We start from the raw sequence: 24530 nt of genomic DNA, 5'->3' as shown, positions 1-24530 counted from the left end.
GCGTTCATAGGGATAATGCCCTACGAAGGTACTGGATTTGATTTTCAGGAACCGCTTACAGGCTGAAGATTTCTCCGGGCTAGTTTCGGAGAGATTAATAAAAAGTAACCTAAGGTCGAAGAAAGGGCCATTCCTACCACCATCGGCAGGGCGGTACCATTATGGAAGTAACTCACCAGACCCGAAGCCGCCGCCCCGATTAACATCTGAATACAACCTAATAACGCCGAGGCACTACCCGCGTAACGTTTGAAGGGAAACAAGGCCGTCGCGGCTGCATTGGGGCTAATAAATCCGTGGAAGAACAGATATATGAACATAATACTTAACAAACCCATGGCATTGAACAGGTTCAGCACGGTACCCATGATCAGTAACAGGGCCGTGATCCACTGAAATGCACTGATCTTCTTCAGGATCTCTTCACTTTTGGCACGTTTCAACCAAAAACGGTTCACCTGACTTCCCAGTATCATCCCGCAGGCATTAAATCCAAAAGCCCAGCCGTATTCGGTTTGAGAAAGGTTATGCAATTTCATGAACACAAAAGGCGAACCCGCAATGTAAGAAAACATGCTTCCCGAAGCCATACCCGCTACCAGGGAGTGAATGGAGAAAATCGGTTCTTTTAACACCGTTCCATAATCCTTTAAAATACGGGCAGGTTTTAGGGAAATACTGGGATCAGCGGGTTTACTTTCGGGTAAATAGCGAAGCACCAGCATAATCAACGTGACTCCAACCAAAGCCAGAAATCCGAATATATACCGCCAGCCAGCTACTTCTGAGATATAACCGCCAATGGTGGGTGCGATGATGGGAGAAACGCCCATAATCAGCATCAGAGTAGATAAAACGCCCGCCATTTCCTGCGGAGTAAACAAATCTCTAACCACCGCCCGACTCGCTACCATCCCTACGCAACCCCCTAAGGCCAGCAGAAAACGAATGGCAATCAGCCAGTTCACACTTTGTACACTGGCACAGGCTATAGCGGCAAGCACGTATAAGCTTAATCCAATCAACAGGGGTTTCTTTCTACCAAAGCGATCCAGTAAGGGACCGCACAGAGCCTGACCTAAAGAAATACCAATGAAAAAACTGGTTAGTGAATAGGCGACATAACTAATATCGGTCTGAAGATCCCGGGAAATAACGGTAAAGGCTGGTAAATAAGTATCAATTGAAAATGGAGCAACCGCAGTTAGTAATCCAAGTGTAATAATAAGTCCCTGCTTCTGTTTCATCGTTTCTAATTGTCTTATTTCCAGATTTAAATACAAAATTCGCTATATCTATTATCTTTTTCCAATATCTATTACTTATATTTTAATAAGATAAAATTATTGGAGGTAGTCTAAAACATAGGATTGTTGAACCTATGCTTAGAACTTGTATAGGATTTGAGATAACCTTTTCTGATTGAAGGTACCGTAAGTATCTTCGCTCTGGCTAACAGGCTCGGAGCATAACGGCAGGTGGGAACCTGCCTTATGAGTAGGAACGAGATGGAATCTCGCTCCAGTCGTGATCATCCGCATTTCCAACGCGGACTAACGGAGTTTCCTAGGGCCAAGCAACCTGTCAAAATCTATAAGGTCCTTCGCTTCGCTTGGGATGACAGATCTGGGGATAAATGACCACCTCCTAACTATTCTCCGCAGTCGCTCGGCTCTGCCGAGTGACCACATAACTGTAGGCCTCTGGCCGTCTCAGGCAAAGAAATACTACCAGAAAGCGAAAGGCTTGTCTAACCTAAACTGTTTTGGCTCCTATCGGCCAGAGGCCTGGACTCCATTTTGTCACTCGGCAGAGCCGAGCGACTGCGGGGGTAAAGCTTACTTTCAGTCTCTGTATTTTATTGAAAATGTCCTTCTTGAACCACTACTTTGGATCAGCAACAAAAAAAGCTGACCTAGATAGATCAGCTTTTCTTTGAAGTAATGCTCTATTTTACTAACTCAATACGCCAGTAGGGTCTTTCATCGCTAATTCAGAAGCGGCTTCTTTGTCGAGGAACCACATCAGAAAACCGTTGGACGGAACGATGAGCTGAGCCGGATATTCGGCAATATTAATGGGATCTTCAATGACATGCCGCACGGCTTCTGCTTTTCCTTTACCGTACACCAGAAAAGCCGTACGGCTCGCCTGATTAATTAAAGGAAACGTGAATGAAATGCGATACACTTTTTCTTCGGGCAGGAATACAGATTTTACTGATACACTATCGTCTTCCAAAATATCCGTATGGGGAAATAAAGAAGCCGTATGAGAGTTATCCCCCAAACCCAGTAGTATTAAATCAAAGCTGATTTTTTCTCCGTTAAAGAACTTCTCAATCGTCTGGGTATAAGCCGCAGCGGCAGCCGCTGGTTCCAGACTAGTATCCACGGCGTAAACCTGGCTGGGATGAATCGCTAATGGCGTGAAGAGTGTTTTCTTCGCCATTAAGTAATTACTATCGGCATGATCCTGAGGAACATAACGCTCATCGCCAAAAAAGAAATGAACCTTTTTCCAGTCTAAGGCCATTGCGTACTTTGAGGCCAGAATTTCATACACCTTTTTGGGAGAGCTTCCACCCGACAGGGCCACGGAAAAACTTCCTTTTTTGTCAATGTTCCGAACCGCCGTATCGACAAAATACCGGGCGGTGTTTTCCAGGGTTTCCTCTACGGTATCACCAATCGTAATTTTCATAAGGGTGTTCTAATATGCAATGGTTTACAGGCATTTAATCGCTTCATACCGGTGTAGCCCATTAGTTGCTAACCATATTCACAGTAACCATAGAATACGAAAATTCGTATTCTATGGTTTTAACAATCAGACAGCCTTTACTGTTTCTTTGTTTTCAACGGAAGAGAAAACCAGTGAAATCCATCACGAGCAATGAGTGCTTCAGCAGACTCAGGGCCCCAGGAATCAGCAGCGTAATTCGGGAAGCTCAGACTAGGTTTAGAAGCCCAGGTATTCAATACCGGCATCAATAAATCCCAGGCCGCTTCTACCTGATCGCCACGCATGAAGAGCGTTTGATCGCCCAGCATGGTGTCGAGTAATAACGTCTCGTACGCCTCGGGTGTCTGGTGCGTATACGTACCCTGATAGTCGAATACCATGTCTACCGTGTTCAGTACCATATCCAGCCCAGGGCGTTTCGCCTGCACTTGCAAACGGATGCTCATTTCAGGTTGAATACTGATAATCAGACGGTTTTGTGGAAGACTGTCTTTGATGCCCGAAGGAAAAATATCGTGAGGTACTTCCTTAAACTGAATCGAAATTACCGAAGCTGACTGGTGCATGCGTTTACCCGTTCTGAGGTAGAAAGGTACACCTTGCCAACGCCAGTTATCTACAAAAAACTTGATGGCCGCAAAGGTTTCCGTATTCGAGTTTTCCTCTACTTTAGGCTCTTCACGGTATCCGTTTACTTCTTTTCCTTCCATCCAGCCACCGCCGTATTGACCACGTACAGCCGACAAACGAACGTCTTCTGCCGAGAAACGACGCATGGCTTTCAGCACGTCTACTTTACGGTTACGAACTTCATCGGCATTGAAACTAACGGGGGGTTCCATTGCCACGAGGCAGAGTAACTGTAACAGGTGATTCTGAATCATATCCCGCAGAGCACCCGCTCCGTCGTAATAATCGCCACGTTCCCCTACCCCCAACTGTTCCGTTACCGAAATCTGAACGTGTTCGATGTGATTACGATTCCAGAGTGGTTCAAGAATGGAGTTCGCAAAGCGGAACGCCATGATGTTTTGTACCGTCTCCTTACCTAAGTAATGGTCAATGCGGTAAATCTGCTTCTCCTGGAAGATGCTCGCCAGCAGGTCATTTAGCTTCTTAGACGACTCCAGATCATGCCCGAATGGTTTTTCAATCACAATTCGAACGCGTTCAGTATCTGAAGCCAAACCTGCTTTGGAAATGTTTTCGGCAATGATAGGGAAGAAATTAGGCGAAACTGCCAGGTAATAAATTACATTGGCTTTCTCGCCCCAGGCTTGCTGGTATTCGTCAATCCGGCTACTGAATTCCTGATAGGTTTCTTCGGCATTCAGATCTGAAACCTGATAGACTACGTGTTTGGAAAACTCCGCCCATTTTTCTGGAGAAGCTTTTCCGCTACGGGAAAACGAATTAATTCCTTCAAGAATTTTATCGTTGAAAACCTTATCCGTCAGTTTAGTACGACCCGTGCCAATAATGGCAAATTGCTCGGGCAGGTACCCGTCCAGATACAGATTATATAATGCGGGGGCCAGTTTCCGGGAGTTCAAATCACCCGTACCACCAAATATCACAAAGATGGTTGGCCTTGTAGTTGATTCCATGGGGTTAATAGATAAAAGGTTTGACTTTTACGGACCGACAGTTAATGCCGCCGAGTTATTAATAAAAACAGACACAATCCCCTAATCCGTCTGAGTTTATTATTCTTTTGTCTGAGCTATCCTAGACCAGGTTTACGTCTTCCTTACTTACCCATTCAGTATGGAAAACACCCTCCTTGCCAATAAGCTCGTAGGTGTGTGCTCCGAAGTAATCCCGCTGGGCCTGAATCAGGTTGGAAGGCAGGCGTTTGGTGCGGAAGGCATCAAAGTAACTGATGGCTGAAGTATAAGCCGGAGCGGCAATACCGCTCTGAATTGCAGCCGTTACAACGGTACGCGTACCCGGAAGAGCGGCAATGATTTGTTGCTTAACGTTTTCGTCCAGTAGCAAATGCTCCAGCTCAGGATTTTTCTCGTAAGCGTTGGTAATATCCGTCAGGAATTCGGAACGGATAATACACCCACCCCGCCAGATTTGAGCAATAGCGGCCAGATTGAGGTTGTATCCGTAAGCAATCGAAGATTTGTACAGCATGTGCATCCCTTGAGCATAGGTAATTACCATGCTCGCAAAAAACGCCTGCTCTAGTGCATCAATGAATTCTTCTTTGACAGCATCAATTCCGTGAGCCTGAGTGCTGTACAGGTCCGAAGCCTGTTCGCGGAGTTTTTTATACTTCGACAAATCGCGTTGTTCAACGGCGGTATCAATCGTAGCAATGGGTACTTCCAGATCCATAGAAGCCTGGGAAGTCCACTTACCCGTACCTTTGGCTTTTGCTTCGTCCTTGATGTCGTCGAGTAACTCGCGATCCGTTCCTGGAATTTTATACGCAAAAATATCTTTGGTAATGTCAATCAGGAATGACTTCAGACGGCCTTCGTTCCACTTGGCAAAAATCTGTCCGATCGCCTCATTTTCAAGCTTCAGGCCGTTTTTCAGTAACCCGTAGGTTTCTGCAATTAACTGCATGATCCCGTATTCAATCCCGTTGTGAACCATTTTCACGAAGTGACCGGAAGCTCCGGGGCCAATGTACGTTACGCAAGGAACGCCGTCTACCTTCGCCGCAATGGCTTCGAAAACGGACTTCATAACTTCATAGGCATGCTTATCGCCACCGGGCATCATACTAGGACCGCGACGGGCACCAGATTCGCCCCCCGAAATACCCATTCCAAAGAAATGGATTCCTTTGGTTTGCAGGTAATCTACCCGGCGATTAGTATCCGTGAAATGCGAGTTACCTGAGTCAATCAGAATATCGCCTTCTGAAAGTAGAGGCGTAATGTTTTCAATAACGCTATCTACAGCCTTACCTGCTGGAACCAGCATGATAATCGTACGGGGGATCGTCAGGCTTTGTACGAATTCAGGCAGGGTTACGAAACCCTTCACTTTTTTGCCTTCGCCTTCTTTTTCCAGAAGGTCGGCTTTGGATTGATCGGTATCATGACCCGCTACAGACACGCCATGATCCGCCATATTTAACAGGAGGTTACGGCCCATCGTACCCAGACCGATCATCCCCATAGTATACTGCTCAGTGCTCATGAGTTTGAGTTTTGAGTTTAGGGTTTTGAGTTACGTGTTTGGGGTTTTGAGTTCGGGTTGTTAAATGTCTCCCAAACCCAACAGGAATGAGAACAATAACCCAAAACTCTAAACCCTAAACGCCAAACACATAACTTAAAACAGATTTAGAAAGAAGCCACTTTGTCGGCGATGGCTTTGAGGAGTTTTTGGTAAGGTGCGATGAATTTTTCGATACCCTCTTCTTCGAGTTTCATTGTAATTTCATCGAGGTTGATTCCTAAATCTTTCAGAGAATCAAGGGTTTGCGTTGCCTCATCCAGACCACTTTCCAGAGTAGATGCCGCATTACCATGATCGCGGAAAGCCACCAGCGTTTCCATCGGAACGGTATCAACCGTGTTAGGACCAATCAGGGCTTCTACGTAATACGTATCCGCGATAGCAGGATCTTTGCTGCTCGTGCTTGCCCATAACAGACGCTGAGGTTTCGCTCCTTTTTCTTCTAATTTCTTGAAGCGTTCGCTAGAGAAAATTTCTTTGTAGATTTCGTACGATTTCTTCGCTGAAGCAACGGCTACTTTCGCTTTCAGGTCGCTGCCTTCGGGTAATTTAGGATCAACGGCTACATCAATACGGCTCAGGAAGAAACTAGCTACCGAAGAAATATGATCTATAGGCTGACCAGCGGCCAGACGATCTTCCAATCCATCGATATATGCATTTGCAACGGCAGCGTAACGATCCAGGCTAAACAGCAGGGTAACGTTAATGTTAATACCTTCGCTGATGGCTTTGCGTATCGCAGGAAGACCTTCGGCTGTTCCTGGAATCTTGATCATTACGTTTTTACGATCTACCCGCTCCCAAAGATCCAGAGCCTGCTCAATCGTTCCTTCGGTATCACGAGCCAGTTCGGGAGAAACCTCCAGACTCACGTATCCGTCCGCACCTACAACTTTATCATTATAAACACCATCAAACAAGTCCGCAGCGTCCTGAATATCCTTGATTGCTAAGGCATAAAAAATATCTTCTTCGCTCTGGCCCACCAGCTCTTTCATTTGCTCATCATACTCGGAGCTGCCGCTGATGGCTTTTTCAAAAATGGCCGGATTGGAAGTAATACCCCGAACGCCATCTTCGTCAATTAATTTTTGTAATTCGCCAGATTTAATAAATTTCCGTTCAATGAAATCGAGCCAGATGCTCTGTCCGTGTTCATAAATTGCTTTTACACGATTGGTTGCCATAGGTGATAGTAACTGTTTAAATGAAAACTAAACGATATGTTCTAAAGAGTGAACCTTTTGAAGACGACGAAGGTGCCGCTCGGCCCCAGAAAATTTTGCATTTAAGAATGCATCGACATATTCCTGAGCTGCCATAAAGCCCGTAATGCGGCCTCCCAGGCATAAAAGATTGAGGTCGTCGTCCTCAACGCCCTGATGAGCCGAAAAATGATCATTAATTAAAGCCGCCCGAACGCCCGCGATTTTATTAGCCACTACGGAAGCTCCCACGCCACTACCGCAAACGGCAATACCCCGATCTACTTCCTGATTAGCAATTGCTTTGCCTAGGGGAATAACAAAATCAGGGTAATCATCCTGCGTGTCGAGCGAATGGGCTCCGAAATCAACTACTTCATATCCTTTCGCCAGCAAAAACTGGTAAAGGGTTTGTTTGAGGTCGTACCCTCCATGATCGGCTGCAATTCCTATTTTCATAGCGGTGTTAGTTAAAGAAAAGGCTGATACGTTGTGTACCAGCCCCCTCGTTCCTTACTTATTCAGCAAGGCCTTAGCCCGGCTTACAACATTATCAACGGTAAATCCAAACTCCTTAAAAAGATCTTTTGCCGGTGCGGACTCGCCAAAGGTAGTCATAGCAATGACATCTCCCTCATCGGAGACGTATTTATGCCAACCTACGGGTGAGGCGGCCTCTACCGCGAGTCGTTTTTTCAGAGATTTAGGCAAAACACTTTCTTTATAAGCCTCGTCCTGTTTCTCAAAAAACTCCCAGCAAGGCATACTCACTACCCGTGCCTGAATCGATTCTTCGGCTAATTTTTGCTGAGCTTCCAAAATTAAGGAAACTTCTGAACCCGTTGCTAATAAAATCACATCTGGTTCGCCTTCCGAATCAGAAAGGATGTAAGCTCCTTTACTCAGGTTCTCCGCCTTAGCGTATTTATTCTGATCTAAAATAGGAATATCCTGACGGGTCAAAACAATAATTACCGGTCCTGTGGTATGCTCGATGGCCGCTTTCCAGGCCTGAGCTGTTTCGTTGGCATCGGCTGGACGGATAACCACGATATTAGGCATCGCCCGTAAGGCAATCAATTGCTCAACCGGCTGGTGCGTAGTCCCATCTTCTCCCAAACCGATACTGTCGTGCGTATACACCAGTATGGTTCGTATTTTCATAATAGCCGCCATCCGAATGGGAGGACGCATGTATTCCGAGAAAATCAGGAAAGTAGCCCCGTACGGAATAATGCCTTTCGTCATGGCCATGCCATTCAAAATCGCCCCCATCGAATGCTCCCGAACGCCGAAATGGAAGTTTCGTCCCGAACGATCTTCCGCCGAAAAGGATGGATAATCCTTTAGCATAGTATCCGTAGACGGGGCAAGATCGGCAGCTCCACCCGTCAAACTAGGCAAGATCGGAGCCAGTGCATTTAACACCTTACCCGAAGCTTTACGAGTGGCCATTTTACCCTCTTCCGCACTAAACGTCGGGATAGCATCCTGCCAGTTTTCGGGTAATTTCAGCGTGCGTTCCTGTTCATACTGAGCAGCTAAATCGGGATATTTTTCTTTGTAGGCAGCAAACAACTCGTCCCAGCTTTTCTCTAAGTCTTCACCTTTGGCTCCGATGCTGCGGTAATAGTCAAGCACTTCATCGGGAACGTAGAATGATTTTTCCGGATCGAAGCCAAAATTCTGCTTCACTAATTTTACTTCCTCTTCTCCCAGCGGTGATCCGTGCGAACCGGCCGTATTTACCTTATTCGGACTTCCGTAGGCGATCTGCGTACGAACTTTAATGAGCGAAGGTCGCTCAGTTTCATTTTTGGCATTCTCCACGGCCTGAGAAATGGCCTGAATATCATTTCCATCTTCTATAGACTGTACATGCCAGCCATAGGCTTCGAAACGCTTGGCCACGTCTTCGTCAAAGGTCATCGCCGTATTCCCTTCAATCGAAATATTATTGTCGTCGTAGAGGTAAATCAAATTACCTAACTTCAGATGCCCAGCGATGGAAGCGGCTTCGGAGGTTACCCCTTCCATTAAATCACCATCGCTACAAATGGCGTAGATTTTATAATCAAATAACTCAAAATCAGGCTTATTATAGCGAGCCGCTAACTGTTTCTGGGCAATGGCAAAACCTACCCCATTGGCAAAGCCTTGACCCAGAGGCCCCGTGGTAATGTCTATACCATCCAGTAAGCCATATTCCGGGTGACCCGCCGTTTTGCTATGTAACTGACGAAAGCTCTTAATATCGTCCATCGTCAGGTTATATCCTGTTAAATATAGGTAACTATATTGAAGCATACACCCATGTCCGGCGGAAAGTAGAAAGCGGTCACGATTCGGCCATTCGGGATTTTTTGGATTATAATGCATATGATGAGCCCAAAGCACATGTCCCATCGGAGCGGCCCCCATCGGCATGCCGGGGTGACCAGAATTAGCTTTCTGAACCGCATCGGCGGACAGAACTCTGACGGTATTGATACCTAATTGCTCAATGTCGGTTGTTGTTACTGTCATCTTCTTAAAAATTTAGGTAAACACCGAGCAACAAACGCTTGCTGCGGTGAACTTTACACAGGTTTAAGTCTACCTTATCCGCAAAAGAATCATACAAGCCGAGAGATTTTGAGAGATAATTTCCTGATTTTAAGTGGAATTAATTTTTAATTAAAAGCAAAGTCATTTTTCATTAACTTCAGTTAACGATTATTTCGCCCTTACCGACCATGCCTTCTACCCAATTCGCCATTTATACTGCCCTGGCCGCCAATCTAGCCATTGCTGCCACCAAGTTTGTCGCCGCAAGCGTCAGCGGAAGTTCTGCCATGTTGTCGGAAGGAATCCATTCGCTGGTAGATACATTGAATGAATTTCTATTACTATTGGGCATCAAACGCAGCCAGAAACAACCCGATGAAAACCGACCTTTCGGGTATGGGAAAGAAGTCTACTTTTATTCCTATATCGTTTCGCTATTGATTTTTTCGGTGGGTGGCGGCGTTTCTTTTTACGAAGGCATCACGCACATTCAACATCCTCACGCCATTGAAGATCCGTTCTGGAATTATGTTGTTCTAGGAATTGCCTTTGCCCTCGACGGTTTTTCACTCCTTACCGCCTTTAAAGCCTTTAATGCCCAACGAGGAAGAACACCCTTTTGGAAAGCCGTAAAAGACAGCAAAGACCCTTCCACTTTCGTCGTTCTTTTTGAAGATGCTTCGGACGTATTAGGTTTACTAATTGCCTTTTTAGGAGTCTTTCTGGGGCACGAATTACAAAACCCGTACATCGACGGAGCCGCCTCAATCCTCATCGGTTGTATACTGATGGGCGTAGCCATTGTATTAGCCCGCGAAAGTAAAAGCTTATTATTAGGCGAAGGAGCAGATCCCGAGATTCGAAATCAGGTCAGGGCCGTTACGCAGGCATTAAAAGACTCGGAATCGCTAAAAAATCAGTTAACTTTTCAAATGGGGCCCGAACAAGTAGTCGTTATTCAACAAGTTTGCTTCAATTCAAACCTGAATAGTGAAGAATTAATCAAAGCCGTGGCCGATCTTAAAGAGAATATTATTACGCAAGTAACTCCCGTAACTCATGTGTTTATTGAACCAGTGAAAGAGTAATCAGTGAATCTTTCACTGGCTAAACAGCTGACTCTTGATTTGCCTACGCTTTGCAATACTAGGTAAATGGTAGCAGGTTCAAAGAGATTTGAAGATGTGTATACCTTGATTCGCATCGGAAAACGATACTATAATATCTATATTAGAAAAGGAATGACTACCTAATTGTTAATTAAATAGTCATTCCTTTTCTATAAATAACCTTATACTATTACCTAATTACTGAGAAATACTTAGGCCTAAGTAGATAATAGTTTTCCTTTTCGATGAATTCATTTTTATCAAATAACATGTTTATGGTTTGATAAGCAAAGTATAAATCTTTTTGTTTGATTTTTGCAAATTCATTATCGCTGGTAATAGCATCAGCGTATATAGGTAAGTAATACCATTTTGAGTAGTCTATATTAATTTCATCTTTACGATTCTTATTTATAAGATGAGAAGTTTCTGCTACTTTTTGTTTTATATAAACTAAAATTGAATCCATTGTACTACCTTCTATCAATAAGGAGTCAATTTGATAATTCTTTGAATATTTAAACTTAACTAATAGATAATCCTCATAATTATAGCTACCATGTTGTATATTGAAAGGTAGTTGTATATTTTGAAAATAATGTGATAAATGATTAACAGAACTAATTTTTGTAGGAGATTTTGGGTATTTCTGTGCCTGAGAAGTGCAGGAACAAGCTAGTATAAAAAAACAAGTGAATAGCAATGCTATCAATGAATGTTTAGGAGCAATAATGGCCATGTTGTTTTTTATAAGAATTTTTTTTGTTTTTGTATTGCTGATTCACTATTGCGATTGCTCTTGTTCTCATCAGATCTACTTTTTCAAATTCCTTCCAAGCAGTGGTTTCCTGCAACCCGCCCCAAGCTAATGCTTCAGCATCAGATTGACTTAAATTTGGGAATAATCCCCTTAACGCATCAGCCATAGGAATAACAAAATTATTTGCCATCAAATTATGATGTGTATCTCTTAATATACCGGTATCTCTTAAATATGAATGTAATACCTCATGGTAAATGGTAGCTGCAATATATTCTTCGGAAGCGTACGCCAAATCACTAGAATTAAGAGTAATTTGACTAGAAGTAGCATTGGTAGGAATTTCATCCGCATCTGTGCCATCTTCTAAAATCCCTTCGGCAAAAGTTATTTCCCTAGTTCCTGCTTCTTTAAAATTTCTTAATATTATTTGCACTTCACTTTTAAAGCTTGCATTAAGCATGTCGCCAAGTACACTTTTAAAACACTCATTGTTTAGATTGTTTATAATATCAAAAATAAATGCTCCTGGCTGCTCGTACCATTTCCAATTAGGTTGACTAGGATCATTGATATCACCTCCTCCTCCGTTATTTGGATCAGTAGGAGTTTCAGGTTCACTCCAACAAACAACATCCTCTCGAGGCCCCTCGATAATTTGAAAATTATCACATCGCATACCAGGTTCAAACGTCCATTGTGGAATTATTGGTTCATCACAATTACTGATATACTCCTTAGCAATAACTATCACCGAATTACCTAGTTGGCAGCCAGCAGAAAATACAGCTCGTCTTTTACATTCACACCCGCCACTATTAGCACGTCCTCCCCTATTATTACCAACAGAAAGTTTAGCAATAATTTTGCCATTCTCATATTTATAACCTTCTATGGCAGTTCCGTCACTATTTCTTAGGTACCATTCACCTGTAAAATCTTTTCGGTAAACACTACCACTGTGTTTCTTGTAAAAATTATATTCTGGTATTACTTCTAATATTCCAGATTTATACTCTTTTGCATGGTCATCAAAGTAGATGACTAATTGTGGTTGGGGTAATTTTACTACTTGAGTATCTTCATAGACACGGTATTGATCAACGGCTTGTATGAATGGTATTTGAAGAAGATATTTTTCCTGTTTTTCAAATCTTATTGATGCAGCATTTTTCCAGTCAGGCGTTAGTTTACTAAAAATGGATTTACTTCTCGTTCCCTTATTTATTTTATTATACCATTCCTTCACAGAGTTAACATCTAAAGGGCCTGAATGCTCAGAAAGCAAAGATTCAGAATTCTTACTACAGGATAAAAGTAAAATGATGCAGGAAATAAAAAAGTAATTAATATGTTTCATATGAATGGTAGGTTAAAAATCGCTCAATTATAAATACAATAAACTAAAATCACTAAAAATACTTATTAATAATTTTTTTAATAATTCTAATAACATTACTTTATAGTAGTTCAATTTAAAAATGTATAACATATGTATACAATTTAACTACTAATAGTACTTTTATAGTTATCCAAAACTCCTTACCTTTTACTATAAGGTTCCGTAGAGCCTGGCTCAATTAAATAGCCGTCTTTTATTTTCAAGAGTCCTTTTGAATTGTAAGGTAATCGAAATAATACATTATAGGTTAACTTAAGATTTGTTTGAGAAGCATTACCCCGAGTAAAGCATCCTGAGGCCTCCGGGTCAACAAACTGATAAAACGGATACGTAAACCAGTAGGATTTTAGATTTTCTTTTAAGTGAGTAAATTTCCACCGCCCAGAACTAGACCAAATACGATCACTTATTTTTTTAACAACGAATGGTCTTAGATTTCCATTTAAAATAAGAGAATCTACGATACCTTTTTCATTCACTCTAAATTTAAATTCGCCATATTGAGTCTCACAATTTTTAGCTATCTCTTCTGTCACAAATACGTATTTTCCCAAATAGTAGGATATAGGTTTTCTTAATTCACTTTGATGTAAGCTTTCTGTCAATGAAATCTCAAAATCTGGATAGAGATCATTGCTTTGAGGAAAAGCTTTAATACTCGTCAATAGAATGATACTTTGGATAAATACTATTCGTTTAACATTCATAATTGTCTTTATTCTAAGTAGTACTTAAAGATGTAAAATTTCTACCATTATCAATTTTATACTTTGGCTTAGTTAGAAATTATCTACAACTTACATACTACGAATCATAACTACTAAGATCTTTATTAGTTGAGAAGCGGAAGCGTTTCCCTAACTTCTTTGTACATAGCTATTTCTGGGTACCATCTGCCATTTATATTTATAACATAGTTACCAAACAGTGCTGTTCTCTGTGACGCCTAACATAGAATGCCTTACGTATCTTAACTCTAGAAGAATAGTGGTTTAATGATAGAAGAAGTAGTCTGATTATATAGCTCTGAGAATCCATCTCACGTAAAATTTCCGGCGTTAGTTTAATACAGCCCATTCTCAAGGCCGATTAGAATCTACTTTCAGATTGTAACATTTTACAAAGGTTCCTTTAAAAAACGTTATATTCGTCAGGAAATCACTACTTTTAGGGTTGTTAATCGATCAGTTTTGCTTATCACCCCATGCAATACGTTGCTTATTACCGCGTTTCGACGGTTTCTCAGGGAAAATCGGGATTAGGGCTTTCGGCTCAGCAGGAAATTGTTCGCCGCTTCGTGCGTGACGGCGAAACTATTTTAGAGGAGTTTACGGAAGTCGAATCAGGGAAAAAATCAGACAGACCTCAGTTAAAAGCAGCTATTGCCTTTGCCAAGGAAAAAAGAGCCCGTTTGTTAATTGCCAAACTTGACCGGCTTTCCAGAAATGCCGAATTCATTTTTACCCTCAGAAATGCCGAAGTAGATTTTGTGGCCTGCGACATTCCCGATGCCAATACGCTTACCATTGGCATCATGGCCGTGTTGGCCCAGCACGAACGCGAGTTGATTTCGGAACGAACCCGTAACGCCCTCCGGCAAAAGAAGCGGTTAGGCTTTACCTTGGGTAAACCCGAAAACCTAACGGAAGAAGCCATTAGCAAAGGCCGGGAGCTACGTATTGAAAATGCCAAAACCCATCAGGCGAACCGACAAGCCGCCGAATTAGCCCGACTCTACAGAGCCCAGGGACACACCTACACAGTCATTGCTGAAAAATTGAATAATAACGGTTTTCGCACTCGAAGGGGAAAATTGTTCCATGCCATGACGGTGCAGCGGCTGGTACTACGTTTTACATAAGGTATGAAACGTTTACACTATACGTAAGTTTCAACGCTAAACACCGTAAGCATATGAGTGTTCCACACAATGATCTTCACGGCAATGTACCCGATAGCTGCCCTGTCGCCCTAGTAATTATTGATATGATTAATGATCTGGAATTTCCTGAAGGCGAAGAGTTTGTAGGTACTTCTATACAGGTTGCAGAATGTATTCGGGATTTAAAGAAACAAGCCCGAAAGCTTAACATTCCCGTTATTTATGCAAATGATAATTTTGGTCGCTGGCGTTCTGATTTCAATGAGGTGATTGACCACGTTCTTCAAGATCAGGTAAGAGGGCAGGCACTGGCGGAAATTCTCAGGCCCGAAGCGGACGATTACTTCGTTCTTAAGCCTAAGCATTCCGCCTTTTTTGCTACAACACTGTCAACCTTGCTAAGTTACTTCAATGTGAAGCGTCTGATTTTGACGGGAATATCTACCGATTCCTGCATTGTGTTTACGGCAACAGATGCGTACATGCGGGATTATGAAATCTACGTTCCTTCGGATTGTACCACGGCCCGAAACGAAGACTATACGCAAAATTCACTCACGTTTTTAGAGCGAACGGTGCATGCTAACCTCACTCCTTCGTCGAAACTAAGTTTGCAACAATTAATGGAGTGATTATTCCATCGAATAAACATTAAAAGTATTGATTAGCTGGTGTAATCGGGTAGAACGAAATTTGAAATATCTATCAGCGGGTTGTCTATTTATAGTTTTGAGCTCCTCACCTAATACAGTTGAAGAGAATCTTAAGAAGCTCATGAGCCTTGCCGGATGAAACGGTTTTCCGGCAAGGCTCATGAACCATCCAGTTGTGACAGGCGATCATTAACATTTCTATTCATCAAAATCGTTCGCGTATACTCTACCACGTAATTTCCTTTCGCCGATGGTTGCCAAAGCATTTTAGGTTAGGCATGGCTTTCGCTCTCTATTCGTTTTCTTTGCCTCAGACGGCCAACGGCCTACATATTAGGTCGTCACTCGGCAAAGCCGAGCGACTGCGAAGAGAGGAATTCGCATATACCCTAAGTCTGTCATCCAGAGCAAAGCGAAGGACCTTATTACCTTTGCGAGCGTACTTGGCCTCGGGAAGGTTATGTTAATCACAGGCGTAAGACTTCTATCTCGTATCCGTTTATTTCTTTAACTATACTCGCTTCCCCGGATTTCATCCGGGGCTATTCGTATTAAACCCCTCCGGGGTTTTCTTTATAAATCTATTTTAATCATAACCCCAGCGGGGTTGAACATGGGTAGCCCCGGATGAAATCCGGGGAGTACTTATTTTACACCTAAAGGATATATCAATACTTTACCATCAAATCCGTCATTTTTCCAATAAGACTTCACTAGCCCGAAAAGCACACTTTTTCTATCTCTATTAAGGATTAGACAGAACCTTTCGGTTTTTAAGATCATATTTCTGACCTTCACTCAGCAAAATAAAACCACCATTGGAAGTGGTGAAATTCTCTTTCGCATTAGAGTCGTGCGAAGGGCTCTTTCCTAGTATCGTTTGATAATCATAAACCGCCACATACGATTTGCCTACCACTTCAAAAGTATCCTGCTGAACAACAATGGCGGTAGATTCATCCAGGCCAATGCCAATCAGTTCGGGAGCATTTTTGATGAAATCTATTAAATCAAATTGCCGATTTCTTTTCAGTAAATGCTGGTCAATGGCGGAGTTCTTTAAAAAGCCAAGTCCCTGCGTGTGATCGCCGACCAGAATCTGAGCCCCTTTGGTATCGCCCCGCCATAAAAATGATCCCTGAATACTCGCTCCCGCTGAACTTCCGGCAATAACCCCTCCCCGATTTAACACCTCAAAAAAGGCTTGATGAGTCAAGGTATTCAGGTACGAATCGGCTAGCCGCCATTGCCTTCCGCCAATGAAGTACACGCCCGTTGCTTCTTTCAAGGGAGCGATAAAAGCCTCACTATTTGCTTCCGTAAGCTTCTTGGTGTGCAATAACGTTACCTTCGCAACGCCCGATTGTTTCCTGATGCTTTCCACATGCTCAGGTTTTAACGCTTCTTCATCGCCAGCAGCAGCAGTAACCACCACAATCTTAGCCTTTTCCTTTCCACCCGCTAATGTCACAAATGTATTCCAGATTTCAGGGCCGACTTTGCCTCCGCCAATGATGAGGAGTGATCCTTTTTCGGGACCGTGTCTAGTGGTACTTTTTTCGTTGATAACAACAGGCGTCTGAGCCAAAGCAGACCAGGTGATGATAGTAAATAACAAAAAGTAAATCTGACGCATGGGTAAGGTATTCTGATTGATAAATAAATCTACCTTTCAATGGCAGTTCATCCAAGTAAAGAGCGATTCAATTGCTGTTAACCGCGACCAAAGGCATACTTCTACCTGCTTTCAGGCATCTGTTCCTACCTTTCACTTCCATCGTTAACTACTTTTAACGTCGCAATTACTTGGCTGACTTTTTATTCATGCTTAGTTTTCTAACCATTCAATCAATGCTCAAACGCCATGAAACACCTCAGCCTTTTTACACTTCTATTTTTCGTATTCACAATGACCTATGCTCAGGAGCGGCCTGATTATGACAACCTAAAGAAAGCCGAAATCGAGCAACATTTAAGTAAAGAGGGCTTTATCTCTAAAACAGGCTGGGTTTTAAAAGAAGGGGAAGAAATTACCCTTGGCAACGGAACCATGCCCAATAAATTTTTTGCATTTATTTACGAAACGCCCGCCTATCAGCACAGCGATGAACGGGAGCGGCTTACATCCTTCTCCAATGGAAAAAAGGCAAAAGTTAAATCTTTGTTAGTGAGAGGTTCTAAACGGACAGGTTATCAAGTCATTGCCCGAATTGGCATTGGTACCCTAACGAACTACTGGGTAGAACTCGACAATGCCATTGAGGCGGGCGAGGTAACGCTTCCCGAACCCTATGCTTCTCATCTGCAAACACCCGTGGCAAAGCCTTTTAGCGTAGCCGATGAAATACGAAAGTTTAAGGAACTGATGGACGAAGGGGTCCTGACGAAAGAAGAATTTGAAACGCAGAAAAAGAAACTACTGAATCAGTAGCCGATGAAAAATCATTTTTAGCTAGGCTGCAAGTACCTGGCTTTTACTTTTGTAATGATAATCATTCATGTTAAAAAAGAGTTATGGTTTTTTCAGTCATTGGCACCGGAGCAATTGGTGGATTTTACGGAGGAATGCTTGCCGGGGCCGGGCAGGACGTTCACTTTTTATTGAATACCGATTACGACTGGGTCAACGAACATGGTTTACAAATTAACTCCGCCCATCTGGGAGGGCTTCATCTTCCGAAAGTTCAGGCCTACCAGAAGGCCACGGATATGCCTCCATCGGATGTGATTTTGGTGGGTTTGAAAAGCATTCAGAACGAAAAACTATTACCCGATTTATTACCGCCCCTTTTGAAAAAAGATAGTCTTGTCATCTTGATTCAGAATGGGTTAGGCGTAGAAAAGGACGTGGCCGATCTCTTTCCGGGCGTTTCCATCGCCGGAGGCATTGCCCGGGTCTCGGCCAGCAAAGTAAGTCCCGGTGTAATCAGGCATTTTGATAACGGTCGATTGGAGTTAGGTTCCTATAACCTCCCGGATTTGAATCGTCTCGAGGAAGTCGTAAGCACTTTTCAAACTACGGGTTTACCCATCGTTACCATTCCTGATTTACAATTCATTCGCTGGCGTAAATTGGTTTGGAATATTCCATTCAATGGGCTTTCTGTCATTCTTAATACTACTACAGATCAGTTAGTGGGAAATCCGGAAACGGCTCAGCTATCGAAAGAAATCATGCGGGAGGTGATTGCCGGAGCTAATGCCTGCGGGATTCATCTTCCAGAAGCTTTCGCCGACGAAATGCTGGCGTACACCCAACGTATGCAACCGTATTCCCCTAGCATGAAACTCGATTTTGAGCAGGGTCGTCCGCTGGAGATTCGCTACATTTATGAAAACCCCGTTTCAGCGGCTCAGGCAGCGGGTTACTCCATGAGTCGGGTGGATACGCTGGCCCAACAGCTAACTTTTCTGGAACGTCAACGAAACTCTCAGGCTGAAATGTAATACCGTAAATGACTACTAAAAAAGGCGACGAATGCCTGATCCGCCGCCCCTTAGGAAGATGAATTCCCTACCTTTCTTCTTCGGTACCAACAAAAGATTGAGTCATGGATTTTTTTCGCGGCAGCATCCAGTAATAAATCGGAATACCGACGAGAATAATACCCAGCCCCGGAAGGGTGTATTCGCTTTCAAAGATTAATAAAAGTACAGCTAATGTACTGGCAATAATCAGGTATAGGGCAGGCAATACGGGGTAACCCCAGGCTTTATAAGGCCTTGGTATATCGGGCCTTTTGATACGCAGGATATAAATTCCGGCAATGGTTAATACGTAGAAAATTAACACCCCAAAAATTACCAGAGCCAGAAGTCGGTTGTATTCTCCACTTAGGCATAACAGACAAGCCCAGCCGCATTGAATCCATAAACTATACGCCGGCACCTGAGCTTTATTTAGTTTCCCAGCTTTGGGGAAAAATAAACCATCCTGAGCCATCGTGTAGTACACCCGTGCCCCGGCTAGAATCAGTCCGTTATTACAGCCAAAGGTGGAAATCATGATCAGGACCGCCATTACGGTCGTTCCTGCGGGACCAAAAATGTATTCTGCCGCAACGACTCCGACCCTTGCATTGGGAGCGAAAGCGATGTCTTTCAGAGGAATAACTGCCAGATACATGACGTTAGTCAAGACGTACAGAACCGTAACGATCAGCGTTCCTAAGATCAAACTCAGGCCAATATTCTTTTTAGGATTTTTCACTTCTCCGGCGATGGCGGTAATGGAATGCCAGGAATCGCTGGAAAATAAGGTTCCCTTCATGGCAATGGCAATGGCTCCCCAACTAGCCAATCCGGTTAGTAAGGTTCGTTGCAAGCCGCCGTCGCTTGACGGGCTTAACTGAGCCAGCGTCCAGGCTTGTTGCCAGTTTTGTTCCCAGATTTCGGCTTTTGCTCCCCAGATTAACCCAGCGGCAGTTAATCCCACCAACGATAGTATTTTGATACTCGTTAATCCCGTCTGAACGATGACACCATTTTTTACCCCGCGACTATTCAGATACGTTAATCCAACAATGATGGCGATGGACACCAACTGAGCCGCCGTTAGTTGAAAATGCGATCCTTGATAGAGGTAATTGGTTTCACTGAAAGCCGGAAACACATACGCCGCAAATTTGGCAAAAGCCACTCCCACCGCCGCAATAGTACCCGTCTGGATAACTGCGAAAAAAGCCCAGCCGTACAGAAACCCGACCAAAGGCCCGTAGGCTTCCCGAAGATACACGTATTGTCCGCCAGCTCGCGGAAACATCGCCGCTAACTCTCCATAACTAATAGCCGCAATGATGGTCACCAATCCGGCCAAAACCCACATCAGCAACATATAACCGGCCCCGCCAATGCTGGATGTAATTTCAGCACTGACGATAAAAATGCCCGAGCCAATCATTGACCCTGCTACCAGCATGGTGGCATCGAGCAGAGTTACGCGTGGTTTAAAACCCGGTTCGCTGAGATTTTCCATAGAATTAGATCATAGAAGTTTATACGGCAATTTTCAATAAAAGCCATAGAATATAAGTCTTAATAGACTATATATGTAAATAAAATAAGCTAAAATCAAATATTTACTTACACGTTAGAATAGTATTAATATTTGCGAATCAGCGTCGTAAAACCGCATCAGGTTTTATCCGAATTTTGTGGTGGACTTAAAAAGTATAGTATTTGATACTAAATCGGCTCTTATTCATTCAGAATTTAAGATCTAACCTATATCCATGAACGCTTACCATCAACTATCGAAGCTATTCCTGGCCCTTGTTCTGGTCAGTGGAAGTGCTTTGAGCCAATCACTGGCCCCCGAATGGAAAAATAGTAAAGTCAAAGTTTCGCCGGTAGTACCTGTGAAAGCCTATGTTTTTCCGTTAAGTCAGGTGGAGTTACTCGACAGTCCGTTTCGGCAGGCGATGCAGGCGGATGTTAACTTTTTGAAAGAACTTCAACCCGACCGCTTGTTATCCGAATTTCGGAGTCACTCGGGCCTGAAACCTAAAGCCGAAAAATACGGCGGCTGGGAGTCTTCGGGTTTGGCTGGGCATACGCTGGGGCATTACCTGTCGGCCTGTGCCATGCATTACGCCAACACGAAAGATCCAGAATTTCTGAAGCGAGTCAATTACATGATTGACGAATTGGATGAATGTCAGAAAGCTCGTAAAACGGGTTATATCGGGGCTATTCCAAAAGAGGATACCGTCTTTGCTGAAGTTTCAAAAGGCGATATTCGTTCGCGTGGCTTTGATTTGAACGGTGCCTGGTCGCCCTGGTATACGGTTCATAAAGTAATGGCCGGATTACTGGATGCTCACCTGTATTGTGATAACAAAAAAGCTCTGGACATCAACGTTCGGATGGCAAATTGGGTTGGCGAAACACTGAAAAACCTAACCGACGAGCAAATTCAGAAAATGCTTTTGTGTGAATACGGCGGGATGAATGAATTACTGGTAAATACCTACTCGCTGACCAAAAACAAAAAATTTCTGGATTTATCGTATAAATTTCACGACCGCTGGATTCTGGATTCGCTGGCTCATCATAAGGACATTTTACCAGGAAAACATTCAAACACTCAAATTCCTAAACTCATCGGAACGGTTCGTCGCTATGAATTGACGGGGAATAAAGAAGATTATGAAAGTGCGGCCTTTTTCTGGAATACCGTTGTCAATCACCACTCCTACGCCACGGGTGGAAATAGTAACTACGAATACCTGAGCACGCCAGATCAGTTGAACGAAAAACTGACCGAAAACACGATGGAGACCTGTAATACCTACAATATGCTGAAACTAACCCGGCATTTGTTCGCTTTACAGCCCTCTGCTCACTACATGGATTACTACGAACGCGGCTTGTATAACCACATCCTGGCTTCGCAAAATCATACGACGGGTATGATGTGTTACTTCGTACCGCTTCGCATGGGGGCCAAAAAACAGTTCAGCAGCCGTCTTCACGACTTTACCTGCTGTGTGGGATCAGGCATGGAAAACCACGTGAAGTACAACGAAAGCATTTATTTTAAAGGAGCGGATGGCAGTTTATACGTGAACCTCTTTATTCCTTCAAAACTGAATTGGGAAGAAAAAGGGCTACAGGTTAACATGGAAACGCAGTTACCCGCCGATTCTTCCATTCGATTAACCTTACATCCTAAAAAAGCTATTTCGTTACCCCTCCGCATTCGCAAGCCGCACTGGGCCGGGACCGTGCTGGTTTTACTCAACGGAAAACCCGTTTCTGACTTGAAAGAAGAGGAAGGTTATCTGGTGATTAACCGGAAATGGAACGCAGGTGATCTAGTGGAAGTGAGCTTGCCGAGCAAACTTTACACCGTCGCCATGCCCGATAATCCCGACCGTAAAGCGTATTTCTACGGTCCATTAATTTTGGCAGGAAATCTGGGGCCCCAAGAGACCGATCCGGCGGTGGGGATTCCGGTTGTGGTCAGTAATGATTCAGATCCTAACCGATACATCAAATCCACCGGAAAACCACTGGAATTTCAGACAAGTCGATTGGGTAACCCGGGAACGCTGACGCTGCAACCTTTTTATGCGTTACAGGATGATCATTATAGCGTGTATTGGGATGTATTTACCAGTAAAACCTGGCAGGAGCAGCAGAAACGCTACGAAGAGCAACGCCGACAAGCCCGCGAACTGGAACTTCGGACCGTTGATAACCTCCGCGTTGGTGAAATGCAACCCGAGCGGGATCATGACTTCTCAGGGGAAAATCTCGAAACGGGTGAATCACACACGCGTAAGTTCCGGGTAGCGAATGAGGGCGGATCTTTTCAATTTACGATGAAAACAGACCCTAATTCAAAAAATACGCTGGTTGCTACTTATTGGGGCATGGATAACCGGGGTCGGCAGTTTGATATTCTGGTGGACGGGAAAACCATTGCCAGCGAAGATGTTAATAAATACAAGGAAAGTCGCTTTTACGAAATTTCTTATGAGCTACCGAAGGAATTAACTACGGGAAAAAGGTCGGTTACGATCAAGTTTCAGGCGAAAAAAGGCAATCAGGCGGGGCCAGTCTACGGCATTCGAATGTTGAAAGATTAATAGCGAAAAGGGGTACTTCACAAAGTATCCCTTTTTTTATGCACTGGGGAACAACGGTTTACTTCATAAATTCCTCCTCCATACATTCCACTTTCCTACCCCCCAAAAAACACCTGTTTTGAAGAACACGTGTATACGGTCTGTTATTACCTTTTCTCATTTCAGACCTTTGTAAAAGAAACGCCTAGCAATTAAATGCCTCCCGGTTCATTTTACGCTTGTGTATTAGGATTAACCCACTGCCTTTAATTAAACCCGGCACAATTCCGGGAGCGAAATAAGGCTCTATTGTGTGTTGTGCAATCTGTGAAAGAAAAGACAGCTAGCGGCAGGCTCTTTAATGATGTGGATGGCGGTCCCAGAACTAAAGTCGTCGAACGTTAGCTGTCTTGATTTCCAGATTAATTCAGATTCCGGTTTTAATCTGCTCTATATATCACCGCTAAGTTTAATTCATTAAATCTTATCCCGGTACTATGAAACGTAACTCCCATTGCTCAAGATTCCTGTATTTACGAACCCAACATTTCATACCCAAACCCGTGTATCGCGAACGAGCGATGCCTAAACCACTGAAGGAAATAAAAGGAGACACGCGGTTTCCTTTTTCGTTGATACTGACGTAAAAGTTGTCGTCAAAAGAAGCGTTTGAGCTTTTCAAAAAGCTGCCTATTAAACGCATAGCCCGAAGAATTAACCCTCCCTTTAATAGATTAGGTTCAACAGTCGTTCTTCATTGAACGGCTGTTGGTTTTCAGAAGATCAATCCGGTTTTATACCGTCCAGAGTTTGTTTCTAATGGCATACACCACCAGACTTACGGAATTATTAGATCCCGTTTTTTCGAGTAAATTTTTCCGGTGCCCTTCTACGGTGCGGTAACTAATGAAGAGGCGGTCAGCGATTTCAGCGGTATTTAATCCCTGGCATAGCAATTCCAGTACTTCCATTTCCCGACCCGTCAAAAGCCCTTCGCCGGTCGTTTTTTTAGCGGAGTCTTCGGGATGCTGAAGCCCCTGACGCAATGCCTGAGCGGTATCGTCATTCATGTAATACCCCCGCGTACTGACGTCTTCGATGGCCTGTACGAGCGTATTGCGGTCAATATCCTTGGGTAAATATCCGTGAACGCCTACCCGCATGAGCTTCATAATGTGCTCCTGCGAGTAACTCATAGACAGAATAATGATTTTTATTTCGGGATAATCTTTCAGTAAAATCCGACTGATTTCTTCCCCATCCATCCCCTTCATGTGTAAATCCAGCAGGATTACATCGACAGGATTGGTAGGTAACTGATCAAATAAGTCTTTTCCGCTACTGGCCTGTAAGACAATTTCGTACTGCGGAAATTTCTTTAATATCTGGGCGACTCCCAACCGAAATAACTGATGATCATCAACTAGAGCTAGTCTACGATTTTCCATA

20 protein-coding genes are annotated in these 24530 nt (G+C 43.5%); 6 read left to right on the top strand and 14 right to left on the bottom strand.

The genetic code is table 11. From position 1 onward, the window contains the following. Positions 1-44 precede the first annotated feature (44 nt). From QE390_RS23025 to tkt, 7 genes are all read right to left on the bottom strand, one after another. Positions 45-1247 (bottom strand): multidrug effflux MFS transporter, encoded by a 1203-nt coding sequence (locus QE390_RS23025; RefSeq protein ID WP_106636012.1) that lies wholly within the window; start codon positions 1245-1247, stop codon positions 45-47. A 709-nt stretch (positions 1248-1956) separates the two neighbouring features. Beyond that, positions 1957-2703 (bottom strand): 6-phosphogluconolactonase, encoded by a 747-nt coding sequence (pgl, locus tag QE390_RS23020; RefSeq protein ID WP_307144078.1) that lies wholly within the window; start codon positions 2701-2703, stop codon positions 1957-1959. 137 nt (positions 2704-2840) lie between these two features. After that, positions 2841-4352, bottom strand: coding sequence for a glucose-6-phosphate dehydrogenase (zwf, locus tag QE390_RS23015; RefSeq protein ID WP_307144077.1), 1512 nt, complete (start codon positions 4350-4352; stop codon positions 2841-2843). 121 nt (positions 4353-4473) lie between these two features. Further along, the gene (gene gndA / locus QE390_RS23010) at positions 4474-5907 is read right to left on the bottom strand and encodes an NADP-dependent phosphogluconate dehydrogenase (protein ID WP_307144076.1); all 1434 of its coding nucleotides are present in this window, start codon (positions 5905-5907) and stop codon (positions 4474-4476) included. A 146-nt stretch (positions 5908-6053) separates the two neighbouring features. Continuing rightward, positions 6054-7139 (bottom strand): transaldolase, encoded by a 1086-nt coding sequence (tal, locus tag QE390_RS23005; RefSeq protein ID WP_307144075.1) that lies wholly within the window; start codon positions 7137-7139, stop codon positions 6054-6056. A gap of 27 nt (positions 7140-7166) precedes the next feature. Beyond that, complete coding sequence (locus tag QE390_RS23000; RefSeq protein ID WP_106636158.1) at positions 7167-7616, bottom strand: RpiB/LacA/LacB family sugar-phosphate isomerase; 450 nt, start codon at positions 7614-7616, stop codon at positions 7167-7169. A 54-nt stretch (positions 7617-7670) separates the two neighbouring features. Continuing rightward, the gene (gene tkt, locus QE390_RS22995) at positions 7671-9683 is read right to left on the bottom strand and encodes a transketolase (protein WP_307144074.1); all 2013 of its coding nucleotides are present in this window, start codon (positions 9681-9683) and stop codon (positions 7671-7673) included. Between the two features lie 209 nt (positions 9684-9892). Here tkt and QE390_RS22990 point away from each other — a divergent pair, with 209 nt between their 5' ends. Beyond that, on the top strand, positions 9893-10792 hold the full coding sequence (locus QE390_RS22990) for a cation diffusion facilitator family transporter (protein ID WP_307144073.1): 900 nt from the start codon (positions 9893-9895) through the stop codon (positions 10790-10792). A 211-nt stretch (positions 10793-11003) separates the two neighbouring features. Here the strand turns inward: QE390_RS22990 and QE390_RS22985 are convergent, their stop codons facing one another. The 3 genes from QE390_RS22985 to QE390_RS22975 form a co-directional block, all read right to left on the bottom strand. Continuing rightward, positions 11004-11552, bottom strand: coding sequence for a hypothetical protein (locus tag QE390_RS22985; protein WP_307144072.1), 549 nt, complete (start codon positions 11550-11552; stop codon positions 11004-11006). Further along, positions 11533-12933, bottom strand: coding sequence for a hypothetical protein (locus QE390_RS22980; protein WP_307144071.1), 1401 nt, complete (start codon positions 12931-12933; stop codon positions 11533-11535). The genes QE390_RS22985 and QE390_RS22980 overlap by 20 nt, the downstream gene beginning before the upstream one ends. A gap of 182 nt (positions 12934-13115) precedes the next feature. Next, positions 13116-13682, bottom strand: a complete 567-nt coding sequence (locus QE390_RS22975) for a hypothetical protein (RefSeq protein ID WP_307144070.1) — start codon at positions 13680-13682, stop codon at positions 13116-13118. 497 nt (positions 13683-14179) lie between these two features. Here QE390_RS22975 and QE390_RS22970 point away from each other — a divergent pair, with 497 nt between their 5' ends. Both QE390_RS22970 and QE390_RS22965 read left to right on the top strand, forming a co-directional pair. Then, entirely contained in the window at positions 14180-14836 is a 657-nt protein-coding gene (locus QE390_RS22970) for a recombinase family protein (RefSeq protein WP_307144069.1), read from the top strand. 53 nt (positions 14837-14889) lie between these two features. Further along, positions 14890-15489, top strand: a complete 600-nt coding sequence (locus QE390_RS22965; protein ID WP_307144068.1) for a cysteine hydrolase family protein — start codon at positions 14890-14892, stop codon at positions 15487-15489. 766 nt (positions 15490-16255) lie between these two features. Here the strand turns inward: QE390_RS22965 and QE390_RS22960 are convergent. After that, positions 16256-17146, bottom strand: a complete 891-nt coding sequence (locus QE390_RS22960) for a cyanophycinase (RefSeq protein WP_106636151.1) — start codon at positions 17144-17146, stop codon at positions 16256-16258. Between the two features lie 228 nt (positions 17147-17374). Between QE390_RS22960 and QE390_RS22955 the strand changes: the two genes are divergently transcribed. Together QE390_RS22955 and QE390_RS22950 are read left to right on the top strand one after the other, a co-directional pair. Further along, entirely contained in the window at positions 17375-17941 is a 567-nt protein-coding gene (locus tag QE390_RS22955) for an SHOCT domain-containing protein (protein WP_198555187.1), read from the top strand. Between the two features lie 83 nt (positions 17942-18024). Further along, on the top strand, positions 18025-18957 hold the full coding sequence (locus tag QE390_RS22950; RefSeq protein WP_307144067.1) for a putative 2-dehydropantoate 2-reductase: 933 nt from the start codon (positions 18025-18027) through the stop codon (positions 18955-18957). A gap of 67 nt (positions 18958-19024) precedes the next feature. Here the strand turns inward: QE390_RS22950 and QE390_RS22945 are convergent, their stop codons facing one another. Further along, positions 19025-20485, bottom strand: coding sequence for an APC family permease (locus QE390_RS22945; protein ID WP_307144066.1), 1461 nt, complete (start codon positions 20483-20485; stop codon positions 19025-19027). Positions 20486-20741: 256 nt separating this feature from the next. Between QE390_RS22945 and QE390_RS22940 the strand changes: the two genes are divergently transcribed. Then, complete coding sequence (locus QE390_RS22940; RefSeq protein WP_307144065.1) at positions 20742-23102, top strand: glycoside hydrolase family 127 protein; 2361 nt, start codon at positions 20742-20744, stop codon at positions 23100-23102. 463 nt (positions 23103-23565) lie between these two features. Here QE390_RS22940 and QE390_RS22935 read toward each other — a convergent pair whose 3' ends face one another. Both QE390_RS22935 and QE390_RS22930 read right to left on the bottom strand, forming a co-directional pair. Beyond that, entirely contained in the window at positions 23566-23784 is a 219-nt protein-coding gene (locus QE390_RS22935) for a hypothetical protein (protein WP_307144064.1), read from the bottom strand. Between the two features lie 91 nt (positions 23785-23875). Then, positions 23876-24529, bottom strand: coding sequence for a response regulator transcription factor (locus tag QE390_RS22930; protein WP_307144063.1), 654 nt, complete (start codon positions 24527-24529; stop codon positions 23876-23878). Position 24530 lies beyond the last annotated feature (1 nt).

This window comes from Siphonobacter sp. SORGH_AS_1065 (genome assembly GCF_030818595.1).
In the GTDB taxonomy this organism is placed as follows: domain Bacteria; phylum Bacteroidota; class Bacteroidia; order Cytophagales; family Spirosomataceae; genus Siphonobacter.
Note: the sequence above shows the minus strand (reverse complement) of the source record. Positions and strands in the feature narration are given on the sequence as shown.